The sequence below is a fragment of the Tenacibaculum finnmarkense genomovar ulcerans genome (assembly GCF_900239495.1).
GTDB lineage: Bacteria > Bacteroidota > Bacteroidia > Flavobacteriales > Flavobacteriaceae > Polaribacter > Polaribacter ulcerans.
Genome location: NZ_OENE01000048.1, coordinates 135,517 through 153,968 on the forward strand (window position 1 = coordinate 135,517; position 18,452 = coordinate 153,968).

Below are 18,452 nucleotides of genomic sequence, written 5' to 3' on the forward strand. Positions count from 1 at the left end.
TGATGATAATAATGTTAGTAAATATCTTTTAAAATGAAAAAATATATAATTTATATAGGAATATTAACTGTTGGTTTATTGTTAGGATGGAGTTTATTTGGTAATTCTCCAAAGGGAAAAACATCACATAATCACTCAGAAAAAGAAGCAGTAAATAAAATGTGGACTTGCTCAATGCATCCTAAAATAATGCAACCCGAAGCAGGCGATTGCCCAATTTGCGGAATGGATTTAATTCCTGCCGAAACAACTTCTGAAGGGCTTAATCCGAATGAATTTAAGCTAACTAAAAATGCAATGGCATTGGCTAATATTCAAACATTGGTCGTTGGTGATAATATAAATACAAATGCGACACTAAAATTATCTGGAAAAATAACAGAAAGCGAAGATGAAAAAATAGTACAAGCAAGTTATTTTTCTGGAAGAATAGAACGTTTAAATATTAGTTCGGTTGGTGAAGAAGTTAAAAAAGGACAATTATTAGCAACTATTTATTCACCTGAATTATTTGCCGCACAACAAGAATTAATTACGGCATCAAGTTTAAAAACATCACAACCTGCGTTATACAATGCTGTTCGTAATAAATTAAAACTTTGGAAAATCTCTGAAAATCAAATTAATCAAATTGAAAAATCAGGAAAAGTAAAACAAAACTTTCCAATATATGCAACTGTTTCAGGAACAGTATCAGAAAAATTAGTTGCACAAGGCGATTACGTTAAACAAGGACAGGCACTATTAAAAATCACAAATTTAACGACTGTTTGGGCGTTATTTGATGTTTATGAAAATCAAATTGACTTCTTTAAAAAAGGTCAGAATATTACAATTACTACAAATGCGTATCCAAATAAAAAATTAAAAAAGAAAGTCGATTTTATTGATCCAACTTTTAATTCAGCAACTAGAACTCTAAAACTAAGAGTAATTTTAGATAATAAAAAACGAGAATTTAAAACAGGAATGTTTGTTGAAGGAGCTATTGAAAACAGTTTTTCTGATAAAAAACAATTATTAATGATTCCTGCATCAGCAATATTATGGACAGGAAAACGCTCGGTAGTTTATATAAAAACAACGCCTGACCAGCCTATTTTTGAAATGAGAGAAATAACTATAGGAAAGCAATTGGGTGATAAATATGAAGTTATCGATGGACTTGTAAATGGTGACGAAATTGTGACAAACGGTACTTTTACTATTGATGCTTCTGCTCAATTACACGGTAAAAAATCGATGATGAGTAGAAATACTGTAAAAGATGAGGAAACAACGGAAGTGATAAATAATCATAAAAATCATCTTGAAAAAGAAATAAAAAACACGCTTAAAAATGAACGCATTAAAGTTTCAAAAGTATTTCAAGAACAATTAAAAATAGTTGTTAATGATTATATCAATCTAAAAAATTATTTAATTAATGAAGACGAAAAAAATGTAGTTATCGCTTCAAAAAACATTTTAAATAATTTAAAAAATGTTGATATGAAACTATTAAAAAACAATAACGCACATTTAAAATGGATGTCTTTTGATAAAAAAATTAAAAATGCTGTTTATGCTATATCAAAAGAAACAACTATAAAAGAACAAAGAAATCAGTTTAAAAACCTGTCATTAGTTTTCATAAACGCTGTAGAAACCTTTGGTATCAATGAAAAAATGTATCGTCAATTCTGCCCAATGGCAGACAATAATAAAGGCGGATATTGGTTAAGTAAAGAGGAAAAAGTACAAAATCCTTATTTTGGAAACAAAATGCTAAAATGCGGAAGTGTAAAACAAGTTATAGAATAATTTTCAAAAAAAATATGCTTTAATAATTAAAGCATATTTTTTTATTGTAATAAAATTATTCAGAATCAGGAACACTTGCTTTATAAATTTCAACACCTTTTGAAGAAACAATTCTATAACGAGTATTTGCTTTTATTAAAACAGCTTGTCCTTTTTCAATATTAATACGATTCTTATGTCTTATAACCGTAGCATTACCTTCTAAAATAATTAAAATTTCTATCGATTTTGATGTTGAATTATATTTTATAGCATCGGTTGATTGAATTTTACTTAATTTAAAGTCTTTTGCTTTTGTTTGATATACTAATTCATCGTTAAGCGGACTTTTAACACCGTGTAAAATAGTTGGAATTGTTTCTTCGAATTTGGTATTTTTCAAAAGTTCTTCAACATCGATATGTTTCGTTGTTAAACCGCCTCTTAAAACGTTGTCAGAATTAGCCATTAATTCAATGTTTTTTCCTTCTAAATATGCGTGCGGAACTCCTGCGTCTTGAAAAATAGCTTCACCTTTTGATAAATTTACAATATTAAAAAAGTAGAAAGAAAAAATTCCTTTATCAATATTTTCTAGACTTTTATTTTCTAAAGCTTTCCCAACCCAATATGCTGGCGATGATTTGGCTATTTTATTATTTAAAAAATCTGGTAAAATTCTATTCGCCAAAGGTTTTAAAATTTCATTTACTTCTTCTTGAGAAAACTGCATCACTTTTTTGTACAATTCAAAATAATTCGATTCTTGAAAAGTTGACAGTAAAAAACGCAACTCACTTGTTTGTTCAAGATTATTTATTATTTTTTCACTTTCTAAAAAACCATGTAACAGCCAAAAATCACTTAAAGCAACCATTACCTCTGGCTTATGATTTTTATCTTTATAATTTCTATTTCTTGCCGTTAATAAAATTCCTTTTTTATTTTCACGTTTAAAGCCTATTTCTGCTGCTTTTTTTGTTGGATGCACTTGTATTGACAGCATTTTATGAACATCTAATACTTTAAATAAATACGGGAGTTTACCATAGGTTTTAGCGACTCTTAATCCTAAAAACTCAATTGGTTTTTGTCTTAAAAAGAAATCTAAAGAAATATTACCTGCCTTTGTTTTAATAATTGATGGCGCTTTTAAATGCGCTCCTAACCAATATTCGGCATAATTAGCGATGCTTTTTCTTCTTTTGATTAAATTTGAGATAAATTTTTTACCTCCCCAATCATATCGCTGTATTTTTCCTTCGATTAAAAAAATTTTATGAATAGTTTGTTCTAAAATCATCATCTCCTATTTTAATAATTAATTATTTCATTCATAGAATACACCTTTCTTAGTAATATTCTTTCGTTTTTTTTGTGTGGTAATTCTATCTTAGATAAATCTAATTCTTGATCAATCCAGGTAGCATTTAACATATTTCTTGGGTTTGTATATATAATTAAACCAATATTTTTTATAGTTGATAAAAAGCGTACCCCTGCTTTTATAGCTGATATTACTTTTTTTTCTCGCCGTAGTGTTAAAATAGAAACATCACATTTTGATGTATCTTTCAAAATATTTAAAAACTCAAATACCACCTGATGATTGCCATTATTAATTAATACTATTTTTAGTTTTTGATTTATAAATGACCTTAAACAAAAAGTATTTAAAATAGCTGCGTCTTTTTTTTCAAAAATAATAATGAGTCCTTTCTTCATAGTACACTTGCTAAATATTAAGTTATGATTATTTTTTATAAGACCAGGCTATTTGCCCTAATTGTCCTATGATTTTAACAGAATCTTTTATCGATAATTTAGAACCATCTGCATGAATCCATCTTTTTAAAGGCATCTCACACAGTATTTTTTTTGCTTGTTCTAAACCAAAATGGAGTGTAATTCTTCTAAATATTTCAACATCAAAAATCCATTGTGTTACAAATTTTTCTCCAAATGAAATTTCAATAACATCTTTCTTAAAAATTTTAGCCCCACATTGAGTGTCTTTAAAATCCATTGAAAGAATTTTTCTTATGATAAAATTTATAGTTAAACTTATTATTTCTCTGGCAGATTCTTTATTGATATTTGCTCCCATTCTACTAATTCTAGAACCACTCACTATTTTATAATCAGAGTTTTCAATAGTAGAAACTAAATCATCAAAATCAGATAAATCTGTAGATAAGTCGGCATCTAAAAAACCTATATAATCTAAATCGTCTTGTTTTGAAAGATATAACATTCCTTGCCTTACAGCTTCTGCTTTACCTCCATTTTTCTCGCAATTATATACCGTAATAAATTCCTCTCTTCCTTTTCTTAAATCATTTAAAACCTCTAATGTTTTATCTTTACTACCATCATTTACAAAACATAAATGATATCCTGAATTCTTATCAATAAAATCAGTAAACTCTTTACTTAAAAGTCTTTTTTCTTCATTATAACAAGGTATTACAACACCAACACATCTTTGTTGTATAATGACACCTTTATACTTTATATTTTTATTGACAGCCTTTGCAATGCCTATCAGTCTTTTTACCCTAGCGCAGACTTCTACTAAACTTAGCGGTTTTTTCATATAATCATTAATACCTAAATCAAAACCTTGTGTTATCATGTTATCGTCGGTATTACCTGACAAAATCATAATAGGCGTGTCTGAATTTTTAGTTATTCTAATATGTTTTACTATTTCCATGCCTGAAATCCCTGGCATATTAAGATCTACAATTACTAAATCTGGCTGAAAAGAACTGAATAAAGCAATTCCTTTTAAAGCATTTGTTTCTGTTACAACTTCATAACCCAATTCTTTTAATCGAACTTCTAATGGTATTAAAACTAATTTTTGATCATCTATCGCTAATATTTTCATAACAAATAACATTTAATTCAAAAATAACGTAGTTTTTTCTAAAAAAAATAGCACCGCCTTTAAAGGAGCTTTTCTTTAGTCCAATGGAAGATTAGCGCTGTTAAATAAAAAATTCAAGCATCATTCAAGCATCCTTTAAAATGATTTATATTTACATTACTGAAAAAGAGCACTTTGTTTTATGAAAGAGACTTCTAATAAATATTTAATATCTGCAATACTATTCGCTATTGCCTTTCATGGAAGTACTATTTTTTTCACTTTAGAAACTACTTATGATGCTTTAATTCACTTGTTTTTTGCCGATCATTACGCAAATAATTGGTTTGAACCTTGGAACTTTAAATGGTACACTGGTTTTACGGTAATGAGTTATCCGCCTTTAGTACATCAATCTATTGGGGCTTTATCTTTAATTGGTGGTTTAAAATTCGGGCTTTTTAGTGTCGCTATTATTGCAATTCTATTATTTATTACAGGAGTTTATCGTTTTTCAGTATTGATGACTTCTAATAAAACCGCGGCTGGTTATGCGGCTATTTTAGCTGTTTTTTCATCTTCTTTTGTAGAAACACTTCATCTTTTCGGGCAGTTACCAAGTATTATTGGTATTGCTGTTTTAATGCACGCTTTACCCGAGGTATATTCTTGGCTAAAAACAGGTAAATATCGCTATTTATTTACAGCACTTTCTTTAATTTCCGTTACAGTTACCTCGCATCATGTTACACCTATTTTTGGAATGATTTTTTTTATATTTCCTTTAATTGGAATGGTTATTTTAGATATTTCTCGTGAACAAGTAACTTCCTATAAAGAAGTTACTTTTAAACTATTTATAAAAAATTTCGGTAAACAATTTAAACGAAATATTAGTTTTGGTTTTTTTTCTTTGATTATAATTATTTCCTGCCTCTTACCTTATTGGATTAATTCTAAAAAAAACCCGATTACACAAGTTCCTATTCCCCACGGTTCTAGAGATAATTTTTTAGAAATCACCTCATCGGGGCTTGTTTTTTTTATAATTCCTTGGGGTGTTTTATTATTCCTTTTACCATATTTTTTTTACAGATTTTTTCAAAAAAGATATTTATTCTTCGGAATTTCTTTTACAATGTTATTGATTTTGGGCACAGGAGGAACAACGCCTATTCCTAAAATGATTTTAGGACACAATGCCTTTAATATTTTAACGTTAGATAGATTTACATTATGGGCATCGATTATGGCTTTACCACTATTTGGTGAATTTGCTTATCGCTTTATAGAAGGTGATTTAAAAGTATTAATTCAACGTAAATTTGGTGCAGTATATCATCGTTTAATAGGAGGATTATTAGCTTCTTTATTTTTATTGATGACTATTTTCACCATGAGTTTGGGCTATTTTAGACCCTCGCAACCACAAAAAATTAAAATGTTACCTATTGTTAACTTTCTTAATCAAGATCAACATGATTTATGGAGATATTTAACCTTAGGTTTTGGCGATCAAATGGCGGGGTTATCGGCACAAACAAAAGCAATGACTGTTGATGGAAATTACCACTCAGCAAGGCGTTTACCTGAACTAACAACAAGACCGATAGAACGTTTAGAAAACTCAAAATTTAAGGGTGTTGCAGGAATTGGATCTTTACAACAATTTTTAACAACTCCAGAAAAATACAATTTAAAGTATATTTTTTCTAATGATAAGTTTTACGACCCGATACTCTATTTCTGTGGATGGCAACGCTTACCACAACTAGAAAACGGAATTATGGTTTGGGAAAAACTAAATGTACCACCACTTTCTTCTATTTTACCAAAAGAAGATGTTGCTACTTGGCAAAAAATAATGTGGGGTATTATTCCTTTTTTAACCGCTATTATTGCCTTTATTTTAAATATTCAAGCTATTTTTATACGTAGTTTAAAAACTAAAGTAAGAATATTACCACCATATTTAAATAGTAAATTTAAAAATAAATACACTGTTTTTTCTAAAGGGCTTTTAAGAATAACACATATTTGGGCTATTATATTATGTGGAATTTTATTTTATAGTTCTTATTTATTTTATATAAAAAATGATTCACAAAGAACTCCTGAAAATGTCATAAAAGCCTATTATGATGCCATTAATTTTAAAGAATATGAAAAAAGTTATCAATTAATAGACCCTAAAAGTGGTATCTCTATTGCACAATTTATGTTAGAAATTTCTGTTTCTGATGGTTTATTAGGTTCTTATGCCAAATTAGATGCTTTAAAAACTATAATCACTAAAAAAACAGCTAGTTTGGCTATTTTAAAAATACATACAAACTGGATTACTCCTCTTGAAAAAATTAGTAAAACCGATTTTAAAACATTAGTTAATCGAAAAGGAAAATGGTTTATTTTACCCGAAAATATGGATTCTGATGTACCGCCTGATCAATTGTATTCGAATAATGTAACAGGATATTTTAATCAAGGTAGACGAAAAATAACCACAGAACAAACACATCACGAAGATGTTTTAAAACAACCTGTTTTAGAAATTGTTTCTGCTAAATTGGTTAAATTTAAAAATCATTATGCACTTATCGGAGAAGTACAAAACATAGATAATGTGCCTGCCGATGTTGTTTTAAAAGGAACATTATATAATGATGAAAACAAAAAACTAGCTACTTATAATGCTAAATATCATATAAAACACAAATTAATGCCTAAAGAAATTAGTTCATTTAGAATTAATTTTGAAGGAATAGCATGGTCTAAAACAAAAGATGCTATTCCTAAAACATTTAATCCTGATGAATTTACACCTGTTGAATTTGAAGAACAACCTACTAAATTCAATTTACAAGCAGCAGGAAATGTTTCTAATTCAGACCTCTATAAAAATGTCGTTTTAAGCGATATTAATATCGATACTAAAAAAATACAAGGAACTTTGTTTAATAGTGGTTTACAAGAAATAACGATTCCTCAATTATTAATCACTTATTATAATAAAGATAAAGTACTCGTTTGGGTAGACCATTTATTTTTAGAAAACGGAATAAGACAACAACGAAAACAATATTTTGAATACACTATTTTAAAAAATGACGAAGTTATTATTATTAATGATGATATGACCAATTGTTACGTTAACGGGCTACCAAATGAAGATATTTCAGATAAAATAATACCTAACAGAATACAAAATCATGCAAATACTCAATTTCAAAAAATAAAGCATCCGCTGTATTCTTTTATCAAAATTGAAATGAATAATTACATCGGAAATCCTAAATAATGAATTTTATAAAGACCCTTTTTTTACTTTTTTTGTGCTTTGTAACACATGTTTCTACAGCTCAAAATACCATAAAATTATTAACGCAACAAAAAGAATTTATTGCGGGAGATACTATTCTTTTAAAATTTAATGCTAATAATGAAAAAAACTATCAAATTTATTGCAGCAATAGTTACGGAAGCACTTTGCTTAATTCTGAAATTAATAATGATACTATAATTTTTAAAATACCTACTTACGTCAGTAATAAATCTGGAATTGTAAATTGGAAAATTGTAAATGATAAAAACAATATTTCAGGACAATTTAAAATAATACCAAAACCTAAACCTGTTTCTTTAGAAACTTATTTAGGTCCGCCAAGTATTGAAGCAGGCAGCATAGATTACACTATGCTAGTTGTAATACCTACAGATGATTTAGACAATCCTTTAAAAAAAGGTACTTCGGTAAAAGTGAAATATCAATTTTTAAAATCAGAAAGAAAAACAAACGTTTTAACGGATAATTTAATTGCATTTAAAAAAATATACTCCCCTTTAAAAAGCGGAAGAATGCTTGTATCATCAGCATCTTTAGGTTTAAATTCTAAAGAATACAGTCTAAATATAATGCCTGCTATAGGTACTGATTTTAAACTATTTTTTAAACGAAATCATAAATATGCAGACGGAAATCAAATAACAACCTTTTATACTTCTATTATAAAAGATAAAAATAAGAATGTTATTAGTGATGGTAGTTTTGTTGATTTTTTTATCACTAATAAAAAAGGAAATATGCTAAAAACAGCTGGAACTACTATAAATGGTATTGCTTATGCTAAAATGATTCATCCCGAATTTGAAGATACTTGGAAAGTAAAAGCTTATATAACTGGTATTTCGGAAAGTGATATTTTAAAAATAAGTTATCAAAAAATTATAAATAAATTTGATGTGAAATTTTCTGATAATAATAGAACAGTTAAAGTTGGACCTTTAAACAGTTTTATGAATCAGATGATTCCTGACGGATTAAAAGTAAAATTAGCCATTTATAAAGATGAAAAATTATTAAACGATATTATAAAAAAATCTAATGATGGATTTGTTTATTTTAAACTAAATTCAAACATCTATAAAAATGGAAATTACACTATAAAAATTACTGCGGCATCAGTAACTGAGACTTTTGAAGCTAAAAAACTATGGTAAACACCAAAAATATTTTAAAAATGGATAAGACTAATAAAAACATAATCAGAGGTATTTTAATTTCGTCCTATGTTCTTATTATGTCAATTGTTATCTTTTTAATAAGCTCATTATACACTCATTTTAACACAGGTGCAGATAGACGTAAAATGTTACATGTTGAAGTCAAAAAAGTAGATCAATATGTACCTAAAATAACTTGGAAAGAAGATGGTAACCAAGGCAGACAGATTGATGAACAAACCTTAAATAATATCGAAAATGATTATATCGATGCTTGGTATGTAAAGCATATAGCCAATAAAACAAACCTAAAAAGTGGTATTAATGATTATTTTACAAAAAATGCACGCAAAAATTTATTCAATTTTATAGCACACAATAAAAAAGAAAAAATCACTATTGAAAGTACCACATTACAACATAATCCTAATCTTATATTTTTTAGTGAAGATGGGCAATCAATTGTTTTAGAAGATAAAAATGTTGTTGAATATAAAAAAATACTTAAAGATAAAAAACTAGTTTTAGAAACTACCGAAGTATCCGATTATAAAATGGTCTTATTATTAGAAGATGGTTTTTGGAGAATTAGACACTTAGTTAAAGAAAATTCATCAATTTTTGATAAAACCATTAAAACAACCCCTATCGATTCATTAAATATAAAAGGAATTAATTATTATCCACAAGATACACCTTGGGATATGTTTGGTGATAATTTTGATATGGAAATTATAGAAAATGATTTTAAAATCATCAAAAAAGCAAACTTAAATACGATTAGAATTTTTCTTCAATATGAAGATTTTGGTAAAGCAAATGTAAAAATTAGTAAACTAAATAAATTAAAACAAGTTTTAGATACTGCTGAAAAAAGCAATTTAAAAGTTATTGTTACTTTATTTGATTTTTATGGAAACTACGACGTTTTAGATTGGACTTTAAACCACAGACATGCAGAAATTATTGTATCAAAATTTAAAAACCATGAAGCAATACTTGCTTGGGATATTAAAAATGAACCGAATTTAGATTTTATATCAAGAGGAAAAGAAAATGTTATTGCTTGGTTAAATCATATGGCTATTTTAGTAAAATCTATTGATAAAAAACACGCTATTACCATTGGTTGGTCAAACATTGAAAGTGCTCCTATTTTAAAAGATAAAGTAGATTTTGTTTCTTTTCATTATTATGAAGACATTCATAATTTTGAAAAAAACTATAAATCATTAAAAACTAAAATACCTAAAAAACCTATTATTTTAGGTGAATTTGGAGTTTCGTCTTATAATGGTATTTGGAAACCTTTTGGAAATTCCGTAAAAAAACAAGCTAATTATTATAAAATAATGCAACAACTACTTACAAAAAATAATATTCCTTTTATGTCGTGGACTTTATATGATTTTCGCAAAGTACCAAAGGAAGTTGTTGGTAAACTTCCTTGGCGAATAAACCCTCAAAAAGAATTTGGTTTTATTGATAAAAAAGGACGTAAAAAACCTGCTTTTAACTATATTTCTAAATAATTTATGATTCAACTAATACTTTTTTAGCTAATTTTTTAACCATTATAATCGCTTTAAACTGATTTAAATACATTGCTGTAATTCTTTGCATCGGAAATGCGGTAGCTGCTTTGTAATTTGCTTCTCCTAAAGCGATTCTATGTGCTTTATTCATTACAATTAACTCGATAGCATTCGCTAAACTAGCTACACTTTCAGGTTCAAAAAACTCGCCTCTATATCCTTCATCTTCAATTAAAGTTGCTAAATCGCCTAAATTAGGCATTACAACTGCTTTTCCATAACTACCCGCTTGATGTAAAACACCTGAACTACCTGTTGTAGATGTATAAGGAAACACTACAACAGCACTTTCATTAAATAAAGGAGCTACTGCTACTTCTTCCACATAACCTGTAAATGTTATTTGAGGTACATTTTTGTATTTTTCTTGTACAGATGCTAAATAACCTGGTACATTAGGGTTGTCTGTTCCTGCAATTACTATTTCTAAATTTAAACCTGTTGAAGCTCTAACTTTTTGAACAGCTTCAATCATTTTTTCAACTTTTTTATAAGTACCAAATTTACCGAAAGTCATTATTTTCAAAGCTCCTTTTGGCAATATATGTGATGGTTTATTTGGAATTTCAAAGGTTCCATGAGGAATCATTTTTACATTATTCACTTTATATTTATCCTGTAAAGTAGTTACATATTTATGCATAGTAACAGCTACAATATCAGCTTTTAAAATTAATTTAGTTAGAGTTTCTCCAATAAAATTATATACTTTTTGTACTATTTTATTGGAAGCAAAACCTGCGCTTTCTAAATCTGTTTGTTCTAAAATATTGTGTAATAATACAATGGTAGGTATTTTTTTTATCTTACAAACTAAAGGCAACATTAATCCTAAAGCGGCAGCAACTTTTTTATCACCAAACTTCATAAATTGTAAATTAAACAATATCGCATCTGGTTTTATAGCATGTATAGCTTTTGTTACTTTTATAATATTTGTATAGCTATTAAATTCCCAACACTCTTTTACAGTAATTTTACAACCATCTTCAGTAAAATGAATGTCTTTTTGTGCTGGAGTTACATCAGTTAATAAAATTAATTCCGTTACTTTTTTATTTTGTCTAAAGCTTTTTACCAAATGATAAGCATATTCATTTAAAGTTACTTTACTTGGCGGATATGCCGTTACAATAGCTAGTTTCATAGTATTTTCTTTTTGATTATATTCAATTTCGGAATAAAAAAGAGTTTACAGGTATTACTATAGTTGAAATGAAATCACATATCGTTAAAAGGTTTAAAAGTTTCGATATTATTTTTTAACGCTATTTTTTATCATTCAAAAAGAAAAAAGATAATTGCATCAATAATAATAAAACCATTGCCAAAATTTGTACGTGTACAACCTGTTCTAGACTTTTATGAAATAGCATAATTAAACCTATTTGTAGCATTCCGAAAAGCCCTGAAATAACAACTGGAATGTATTTATCTAAAGATAAATAATAATATGCAAAAATATTCGAAATAGCAAAAATACCTGTCGCTACAGCATATTTCCATAATAAAGGCGTTATTGCCATATATTCATCTCCAAATAAAATGGCTATAATTTGTTCAGGAAAAAAATAACACGCCATTATTATTGATGATGAAATTACAAAAATATACCCCACATATTTTAGTAAAATTGGCACGGTAGGTTTTCCTTCTTTTTTTAATTGAACAACCGTTGGTAATAATAACATTACAAACATCCATGCAATAAAATAAACTACTCTACCTATTAAGGCAAGTGAAGCGTACAAACCTGCATCGTAAGGCTCGAAGTAATGTTTTACTAATAAAATATCACTATTATTTATGATTATTTGAGTTAACTCGTAAAATGCTGTAATTATAAAAAAATTACGAACCATTTTAGATTCCGATTTTTCTAATGATACTATTTTAGAAAAAGAAATATTTTTAAATTCAAATGGAATTAATCCAAATACGAAAGAACATAAAATTCCGAAAGCAATTAATATCGAAGATTCAATATTAAAAAAATATAATAATGCAAAAGTAATTAATAAACGGCTTATCATTTCTAACTGATAAGTAACAGATAATTTTTTCAACTGTTTTTTACCTTGAAAAACACCTCTATTTACGCTCATTAAAAAATAAATTGGAACTCCAATTCCAAATACAATAAACATTGTTGCAGATGTCGTTTTAAAAAACACTTGTAATTCTGATGAAAATACAATGATTATTATCCCTAAAACCACTCCTACAATAGCTGAATTCTTATATATTTTTGATATAAAATTTTTAAAAACAATATCTTCAAACAATACTGAAAATTTAGCGGTAACTAGCTGAAAAGTCATTGCTATAAATGAAAGCACCAATAAAAAAGTAATCATAATAGCCGCATCTGCAAACTTTGCAGGACCTAAAATTCTTCCTAAAGCTAAATTATATACATAATTTCCGCCATTTACAAGTAAAACACTTATCATAAACAATTGTTCTGATGATATTTTATGCTTTACTTGTTTTAAAACTTCAATCATTTTATTTATTTTTAAAAATTAATTACACTGCATCCATCTGATTAAATTCATCATAAATCTCTTTAGCTCCATAGCCTATAACTGCAAATTTTTTATTCTTTTTAAAAGCAATCGAAATCAACGTACTTATTGCTCTTAAACCATCTCTAGTAATTTCATTTACTTTATCTATTTTTATTATCACCTTTTTATTTCTAGCGATAAAATGCTCAAAATAAGCAATAAGGAATTTAGATGTTGTATTATTTAATTTTCCTTTTAGGTGAAACTTCCCATTTCTTCTTGTAATTTGTAAAGCCATAATTATTGTTTTTAATGATTAATACTTACACCAATATCTTATTAAAACCATTAAAAAATTAACTATTGTCGATGAAAAACTATTTTGTTTAGTTGAATGATGAAATCGATTCCTTAACTTGCAAATAAGAAAAAAGCTATATGAAAATTAAACTCCTTGCATTTTTAGTGTTTTTTATTACAACTACTGCTATCTTTTCACAAAAGATGAAAGATGGTTTCACCTATTTAGAAACAGGAAAATACCAACAAGCAGAAGTTTTTTTTAAAACTATCTTAAAAACATATCCAACCAATAAAACAGCAAGACTTTGCTACGGTAGAGCTATTGGTTTAAATGGTGATTCCTATAAAGCAGTTACATTATTTACGAATCTTTTAAATGATTTTCCTACTGATTTTGAAGTAAAATTAAACTACGCTGAATCTTTACTTTGGAATAAAAATTATAATAAAGCTGAAGAATATTATAAAAATTTAATATCAGAAAATGATAAAAGTTTTCCTGCTCTTTTAGGCTATGCGAATACCTTATCTAATTTAAAAAAATTTAATAAAGCGATTACTTACGTAAACAAAGCGTTAATCGTATTGCCTAATAATCAAAATGCGTTGATTTCTAAAAAATATATGCGTTTAGGTTTGGCAAATAGTAAAGTGACAGATCAAAAATATATAGAAGCTGAAAATATACTAAAAGAAAATTTTATCGATTTTAAAAAAGATAAAGAAACTCTATTAAACTTAGCTAATCTTTATCTAATTTCAAATCAAATAAACAAAGCTAAAGAAACATATATTATTATTGGTGAAGATTCAGCAAGTAAATTAACCTCTTTAAACGGGCTTTCGTTGGCAAATCATCTTGAAAGTGATGATAAAGAAGCTTTAATCATCAGTAAAAAGGCTATTCATCTTTTAGATAAAACAACTAATACCTTAATAAAAAATCAAACAAAAGAACGTTTTATACAAGCTTTAATATGGAATAACAAATATTATTTAGCCCAAAAAGAGATTAATAAACTATTAGTCAATAATAAAGATCCTGAAAATTGGATACTTTCATTAAGAGCCACTTTAAATATTTATAAAAGTGATTTTAAAAAAAGTATTGCTGATTATAATTTGATATTAAAAAAAGATAGCGCTTCTTTTGATGGTAACTTAGGTAAAGCAAACGCACTAAAAGCTTCTGGCTATTTTATAGATGCCTATAAAAGTGCTGAAAACACTTTAAATTTTTACAAAAAACAGAAAGATGCGACTAATTTTATTAAAAACTTAGATAAATCATTTACGCCTTTTGTTGAAGTTAAAACAGCATATTCATTTGATAATGCTGATAATAGAGCGTATTTATATGCTGCTAATTTAGAATTTCCTTTTTCAACAAAACTTAAATTATTTGGTAATTACAGCTACAGAACAACAAGTAATTCTGTAACTAAAGCAAGTGGAATTTCTAATAATTTTTCAGCAGGAATAGCGTATCAATTATTAAACAATGCAACTTTTAAAGGAACTTTAGGTATTAGTGCTTCCGATACTGATACAAATAAATTCAGTCAATTATTAGCAGATTTATCCTTAAAAATAAAACCTTTTAAGCTTCAAGATTTAGAAATAGGTTACAAAAGAGAAGTCCAAAATTTTAATGCCGATTTATTAGACAAAGAAATTATTCAGAATAATTTTTTAATAAATTATAGTTTGAATACCAATTTTAATCTAGGTTGGTACACACAACTTTACTACACTTCTCAAAGTGATGAAAATACACGAAACTTATTATTTACTTCGCTTTACTATAATATATTTAAGAAACCATCTTTAAAAGCGGGTGTCAATTATCAGAACATATCTTTTAAAAATCAAGTTCCTACAATTTATTTTAGCCCGCGTACATTTAGTGCTGCTGAAATTTTCATCAATATTATAAAAGATGAAAATATTGCGAAAAATAAAGAGTGGTTTTATGAACTAACTGCCGCTACAGGATTTCAATTTATTGAAAAAAACAAAAAACAAAGTACCTACAGAATTCAAGCTAAATTAGGATATAAATTTTCAGAACGTAGTTTATTAAATATCTATGGTACTCAAAGTAATATTGCTTCTGCCTCGGCTATTTCAAGTAGTGCTGATTTCACTTTTACTGAAATTGGTTTACGCTTTAAATGGTATCTCTTAAAAAAACCTGTATTTAGAAAAAAAGAGTAAAAGTTTTCTTTTACTCTTTGCGCTTAAAAAAATAGCCTTTAATAATAAAGAAATTATTTATTTTCTAATTGATTATTAACTTTACAACTTTATGATCTTCTGAGGCTCCTATAATTTTACAAAAATACAAACCTGTACTTAAGCGTCCTTTTTTAAGTATTATCTTATTTTCACCAACTATTGTTGTGTAAGGAATTTCCTTTACTACTCTTCCTAATTGATTGTAAATAACCAGTCGCACCATTGCTATCTGCTTGGTATTAAAATAAATTTCAGATATTGTTTCCAACGGATTTGGAGCTGCTTTTAAAGCATTTCCTTTGGTAATTAATTCAGGTATTACAACTTTAGTACTTGTCGAAAATCGGATATTTTCTAAATTAATTCTTTTTGTAACCATCGCTCCTTGCTCAGATAACATGGTAAATACAATAGTTGTTATATCATTTAAAATAAGCTCTGTTCCATTAGTTGATTTAAAATCTGAAAAAGATATTACATAATCTTCAAAATTTTCTGTTACAGCAATTGTTGCTTTAAATTGCTCTTCCCAAGTAGCAATACTTTGTTTTATAAATGTAACCTCAACATTTCCTGTTCCCTTTGCTGTTAAATTAAAACTATTATAATCTGCTAAATTTACAGGTTTAAAACGTGGCGTTAAAGCTCTGTGCACTGCAAAATAAGAATCCGTTGTTACCTCTAACGCGACATTTCGCTCTATTGGGAAATCGGTATTTTCAAAATCAAGAGTATTTGCCGAAACAACATAATCAATCACTTTAGTATTCGCTTGAGAATCATCAACTCCCCAAGGTCCGTCAGACATAAAAATATCATCTGGCGTATTAATTCCGTCTCCAATTCTAAAACCGATATCAAATAAATTCCCTGTTTCAATTTTTATGTTTGTTATATAATTTTTTTCTAAACCTATTCTCTTATTGGTTTTATTTAAATCACTTGTTTCTGTGATTCTAAAACCTGCATCAAAATCAATATTTTCACTTGCGTTCGTATTTATAATTTCTAAAGCTAATGCTCCATTAATATATTTTCCTTTTCGAACAAATACTTTTGGCGGTGGCGATATTTTATAAGATAAAATAGGTTTTTCTATGGATAATAAATCAATAACTTCTTTTGCTAAAAGATATAAATCATCTAAAGAATTAGACCATATTTGAAAATTATAAAAAGGAATATCGCTTTGATATTTATCTAAATTCCAATGACTTTCTATTTCAAAATTAGCATTATTATTTACTATTTTAGCCGAAAGACTTAATACAAACTCAACTGTATTATCGGTATTTCTAATCAATGATTTAATAAATTGCTGACCGTTAATATCTATGGTAGATACCGAAATTAATTCAGCCCCAAGTAAACGATCGCAAATATATTTTGTATGTTCATATACACCATTTTCTGTTTTCAATGCTAAAACTGAAGCTACTGAAACACCACTTTTCATGTAATCTACCGCATAAATTTCTGTAGCGTTTGTAATTGAGATTAAATCAGTAGGTGACGATTCTATAACTTCATCTTCATTAATAATATTTAAAGGAATAAAATTATTTAAATTAAAAACAGCACTTGTTCTTTTTCTATAATTTTTAGATTTTATAACCCTTGCAGCCTTCTTTTTATCAAATTTATAATTTCCTTTAGTACGATTATAATTTCGTTTATTTATTTGTTCTGATAATCTATTATTACTTTCTAAACCTCCTGCATTTCCTCCTGATGTTGGTGGTAAAATAACATCACATTCTCCATATCCTGAACAAGAAGGATCTTGACAATCAATCAAACCATCTCCATCATCATCTATTCCATTGTCACAAATTTCTTGTAACACAGGTGCTGTCGGACAACGAGCTCCATCATTACTAGCACTTGAAGGACCAAATGCAAATAAATTAGAATCCATTTCATTTGAACCATTTAAATCTTGTACAGCTTGTATTACATAGATAGTTCCTGTTTGGTTTGCTGATACATAAAAACGTCCTGAAGCATCAAAATATACTGCTCCGTAAGTGTAGCTTAATCCTGATAAAATAGGAACAACTCCTAAAGATTCCACTATACTTGTTGTTGGATTTATTCTATATAAAATATTGGTATTTTTTTCCACAGCATATAAATTGCCGTCAACAGCATTAAAAGCCCAATCATGAATGCTTATATTTTGAGATAAATTTGCGGTAGCTAAATGCTCCGTATATGTTGGTGAGTTAGGATCAACATCTATTTTATAATAAGTTGAACCTCCGCCTTTAAGATAATAAACACCATTGGTATTTATATCCCCAATATATCTTCCACTGCTAGGTAATTCATCGACATAAAAAGTAGTGGTTGAAAAATTTTTTCCAATTCGTACAATTGTTTTTGATGGTGTGCTTAATGACCCCCAAATATATCCATCCGTAGGATTATAAGCTGCTGCATTTATACTTCCTGGAGTAACATCCGTTGCAACTAAATAAGAATTCCCTGATGCTAAATCAATAGAATAAACATCATTATATTGAAATAAATAAGCGTCATAAGTACAATTAAAAGGTATATTTTGCGCAGCAATAGTAAAACTATATAACACAAAAAAGATGGCTAGTATTTTTTTTGAAAAAGTTTTTTTTTTTTCATAATAGTAGGTAT

Annotated in this window: 12 protein-coding genes; 5 read left to right on the forward strand and 7 right to left on the reverse strand. The window is 27.5% G+C overall.

Going from position 1 to position 18,452, the window contains the following annotated elements:
- The first annotated feature begins 33 nt into the window (after positions 1–33).
- On the forward strand, positions 34–1,803 hold the full coding sequence (locus DPIF8902391_RS11025; protein WP_058885195.1) for an efflux RND transporter periplasmic adaptor subunit: 1,770 nt from the start codon (positions 34–36) through the stop codon (positions 1,801–1,803).
- 55 nt (positions 1,804–1,858) lie between these two features.
- Here DPIF8902391_RS11025 and manA read toward each other — a convergent pair whose 3' ends face one another.
- Genes manA through DPIF8902391_RS11040 form a run of 3 tightly spaced genes read right to left on the reverse strand, consistent with a single transcriptional unit; the run spans position 1,859 to position 4,675 of the window.
- On the reverse strand, positions 1,859–3,085 hold the full coding sequence (manA, locus tag DPIF8902391_RS11030) for a mannose-6-phosphate isomerase, class I (RefSeq protein WP_172505849.1): 1,227 nt from the start codon (positions 3,083–3,085) through the stop codon (positions 1,859–1,861).
- Positions 3,086–3,096: 11 nt separating this feature from the next.
- On the reverse strand, positions 3,097–3,507 hold the full coding sequence (locus DPIF8902391_RS11035) for a hypothetical protein (RefSeq protein ID WP_172505850.1): 411 nt from the start codon (positions 3,505–3,507) through the stop codon (positions 3,097–3,099).
- A gap of 28 nt (positions 3,508–3,535) precedes the next feature.
- A complete protein-coding gene (locus tag DPIF8902391_RS11040; RefSeq protein ID WP_172505851.1) occupies positions 3,536–4,675 on the reverse strand; it encodes a response regulator in 1,140 nt (379 codons plus the stop codon).
- Positions 4,676–4,856: 181 nt separating this feature from the next.
- Between DPIF8902391_RS11040 and DPIF8902391_RS11045 the strand changes: the two genes are divergently transcribed.
- The 3 genes from DPIF8902391_RS11045 to DPIF8902391_RS11055 are packed head-to-tail and all read left to right on the forward strand — an operon-like array spanning position 4,857 to position 10,686.
- A complete protein-coding gene (locus DPIF8902391_RS11045) occupies positions 4,857–7,952 on the forward strand; it encodes a hypothetical protein (RefSeq protein ID WP_172505852.1) in 3,096 nt (1,031 codons plus the stop codon).
- Positions 7,952–9,151 carry a hypothetical protein gene (locus DPIF8902391_RS11050; protein ID WP_172505853.1) on the forward strand — a complete coding sequence of 400 codons (1,200 nt, stop codon included), beginning with the start codon at positions 7,952–7,954 and terminating at the stop codon, positions 9,149–9,151. The genes DPIF8902391_RS11045 and DPIF8902391_RS11050 overlap by 1 nt, the downstream gene beginning before the upstream one ends.
- A 20-nt stretch (positions 9,152–9,171) precedes the next feature.
- A complete protein-coding gene (locus tag DPIF8902391_RS11055) occupies positions 9,172–10,686 on the forward strand; it encodes a glycoside hydrolase family 2 TIM barrel-domain containing protein (RefSeq protein ID WP_172505854.1) in 1,515 nt (504 codons plus the stop codon).
- A 1-nt stretch (position 10,687) separates the two neighbouring features.
- On the opposite strand, the gene DPIF8902391_RS11060 is transcribed toward DPIF8902391_RS11055, so the two are convergent.
- From DPIF8902391_RS11060 to DPIF8902391_RS11070, 3 genes are all read right to left on the reverse strand, one after another.
- Positions 10,688–11,896, reverse strand: coding sequence for a glycosyltransferase (locus tag DPIF8902391_RS11060; protein ID WP_172505855.1), 1,209 nt, complete (start codon positions 11,894–11,896; stop codon positions 10,688–10,690).
- A 121-nt stretch (positions 11,897–12,017) separates the two neighbouring features.
- Positions 12,018–13,256 carry an MATE family efflux transporter gene (locus DPIF8902391_RS11065; protein ID WP_172505856.1) on the reverse strand — a complete coding sequence of 413 codons (1,239 nt, stop codon included), beginning with the start codon at positions 13,254–13,256 and terminating at the stop codon, positions 12,018–12,020.
- Between the two features lie 22 nt (positions 13,257–13,278).
- Positions 13,279–13,557, reverse strand: coding sequence for a hypothetical protein (locus DPIF8902391_RS11070; protein WP_058885202.1), 279 nt, complete (start codon positions 13,555–13,557; stop codon positions 13,279–13,281).
- Positions 13,558–13,697: 140 nt separating this feature from the next.
- Here DPIF8902391_RS11070 and DPIF8902391_RS11075 point away from each other — a divergent pair, with 140 nt between their 5' ends.
- Positions 13,698–15,779 carry a tetratricopeptide repeat protein gene (locus tag DPIF8902391_RS11075; protein WP_172505857.1) on the forward strand — a complete coding sequence of 694 codons (2,082 nt, stop codon included), beginning with the start codon at positions 13,698–13,700 and terminating at the stop codon, positions 15,777–15,779.
- A 64-nt stretch (positions 15,780–15,843) separates the two neighbouring features.
- On the opposite strand, the gene DPIF8902391_RS11080 is transcribed toward DPIF8902391_RS11075, so the two are convergent.
- Positions 15,844–18,393 (reverse strand): T9SS type A sorting domain-containing protein, encoded by a 2,550-nt coding sequence (locus DPIF8902391_RS11080; RefSeq protein WP_244951351.1) that lies wholly within the window; start codon positions 18,391–18,393, stop codon positions 15,844–15,846.
- Positions 18,394–18,452: the final 59 nt, after the last annotated feature.

Excerpts from the sequence above, each read along its gene's own strand:
- DPIF8902391_RS11040 (WP_172505851.1), bottom strand. The coding sequence starts at position 4,675 with ATGAAAATATTAGCGATAGATGATCAAAAATTAGTTTTAATACCATTA.
- DPIF8902391_RS11070 (WP_058885202.1), bottom strand. The coding sequence starts at position 13,557 with ATGGCTTTACAAATTACAAGAAGAAATGGGAAGTTTCACCTAAAAGGA.
- DPIF8902391_RS11055 (WP_172505854.1), top strand. The coding sequence starts at position 9,172 with ATGGATAAGACTAATAAAAACATAATCAGAGGTATTTTAATTTCGTCC.
- DPIF8902391_RS11025 (WP_058885195.1), top strand. The coding sequence starts at position 34 with ATGAAAAAATATATAATTTATATAGGAATATTAACTGTTGGTTTATTG.
- DPIF8902391_RS11065 (WP_172505856.1), bottom strand. The coding sequence starts at position 13,256 with ATGATTGAAGTTTTAAAACAAGTAAAGCATAAAATATCATCAGAACAA.
- DPIF8902391_RS11035 (WP_172505850.1), bottom strand. The coding sequence starts at position 3,507 with ATGAAGAAAGGACTCATTATTATTTTTGAAAAAAAAGACGCAGCTATT.
- DPIF8902391_RS11060 (WP_172505855.1), bottom strand. The coding sequence starts at position 11,896 with ATGAAACTAGCTATTGTAACGGCATATCCGCCAAGTAAAGTAACTTTA.
- DPIF8902391_RS11045 (WP_172505852.1), top strand. The coding sequence starts at position 4,857 with ATGAAAGAGACTTCTAATAAATATTTAATATCTGCAATACTATTCGCT.
- manA (WP_172505849.1), bottom strand. The coding sequence starts at position 3,085 with ATGATTTTAGAACAAACTATTCATAAAATTTTTTTAATCGAAGGAAAA.
- DPIF8902391_RS11050 (WP_172505853.1), top strand. The coding sequence starts at position 7,952 with ATGAATTTTATAAAGACCCTTTTTTTACTTTTTTTGTGCTTTGTAACA.
- DPIF8902391_RS11075 (WP_172505857.1), top strand. The coding sequence starts at position 13,698 with ATGAAAATTAAACTCCTTGCATTTTTAGTGTTTTTTATTACAACTACT.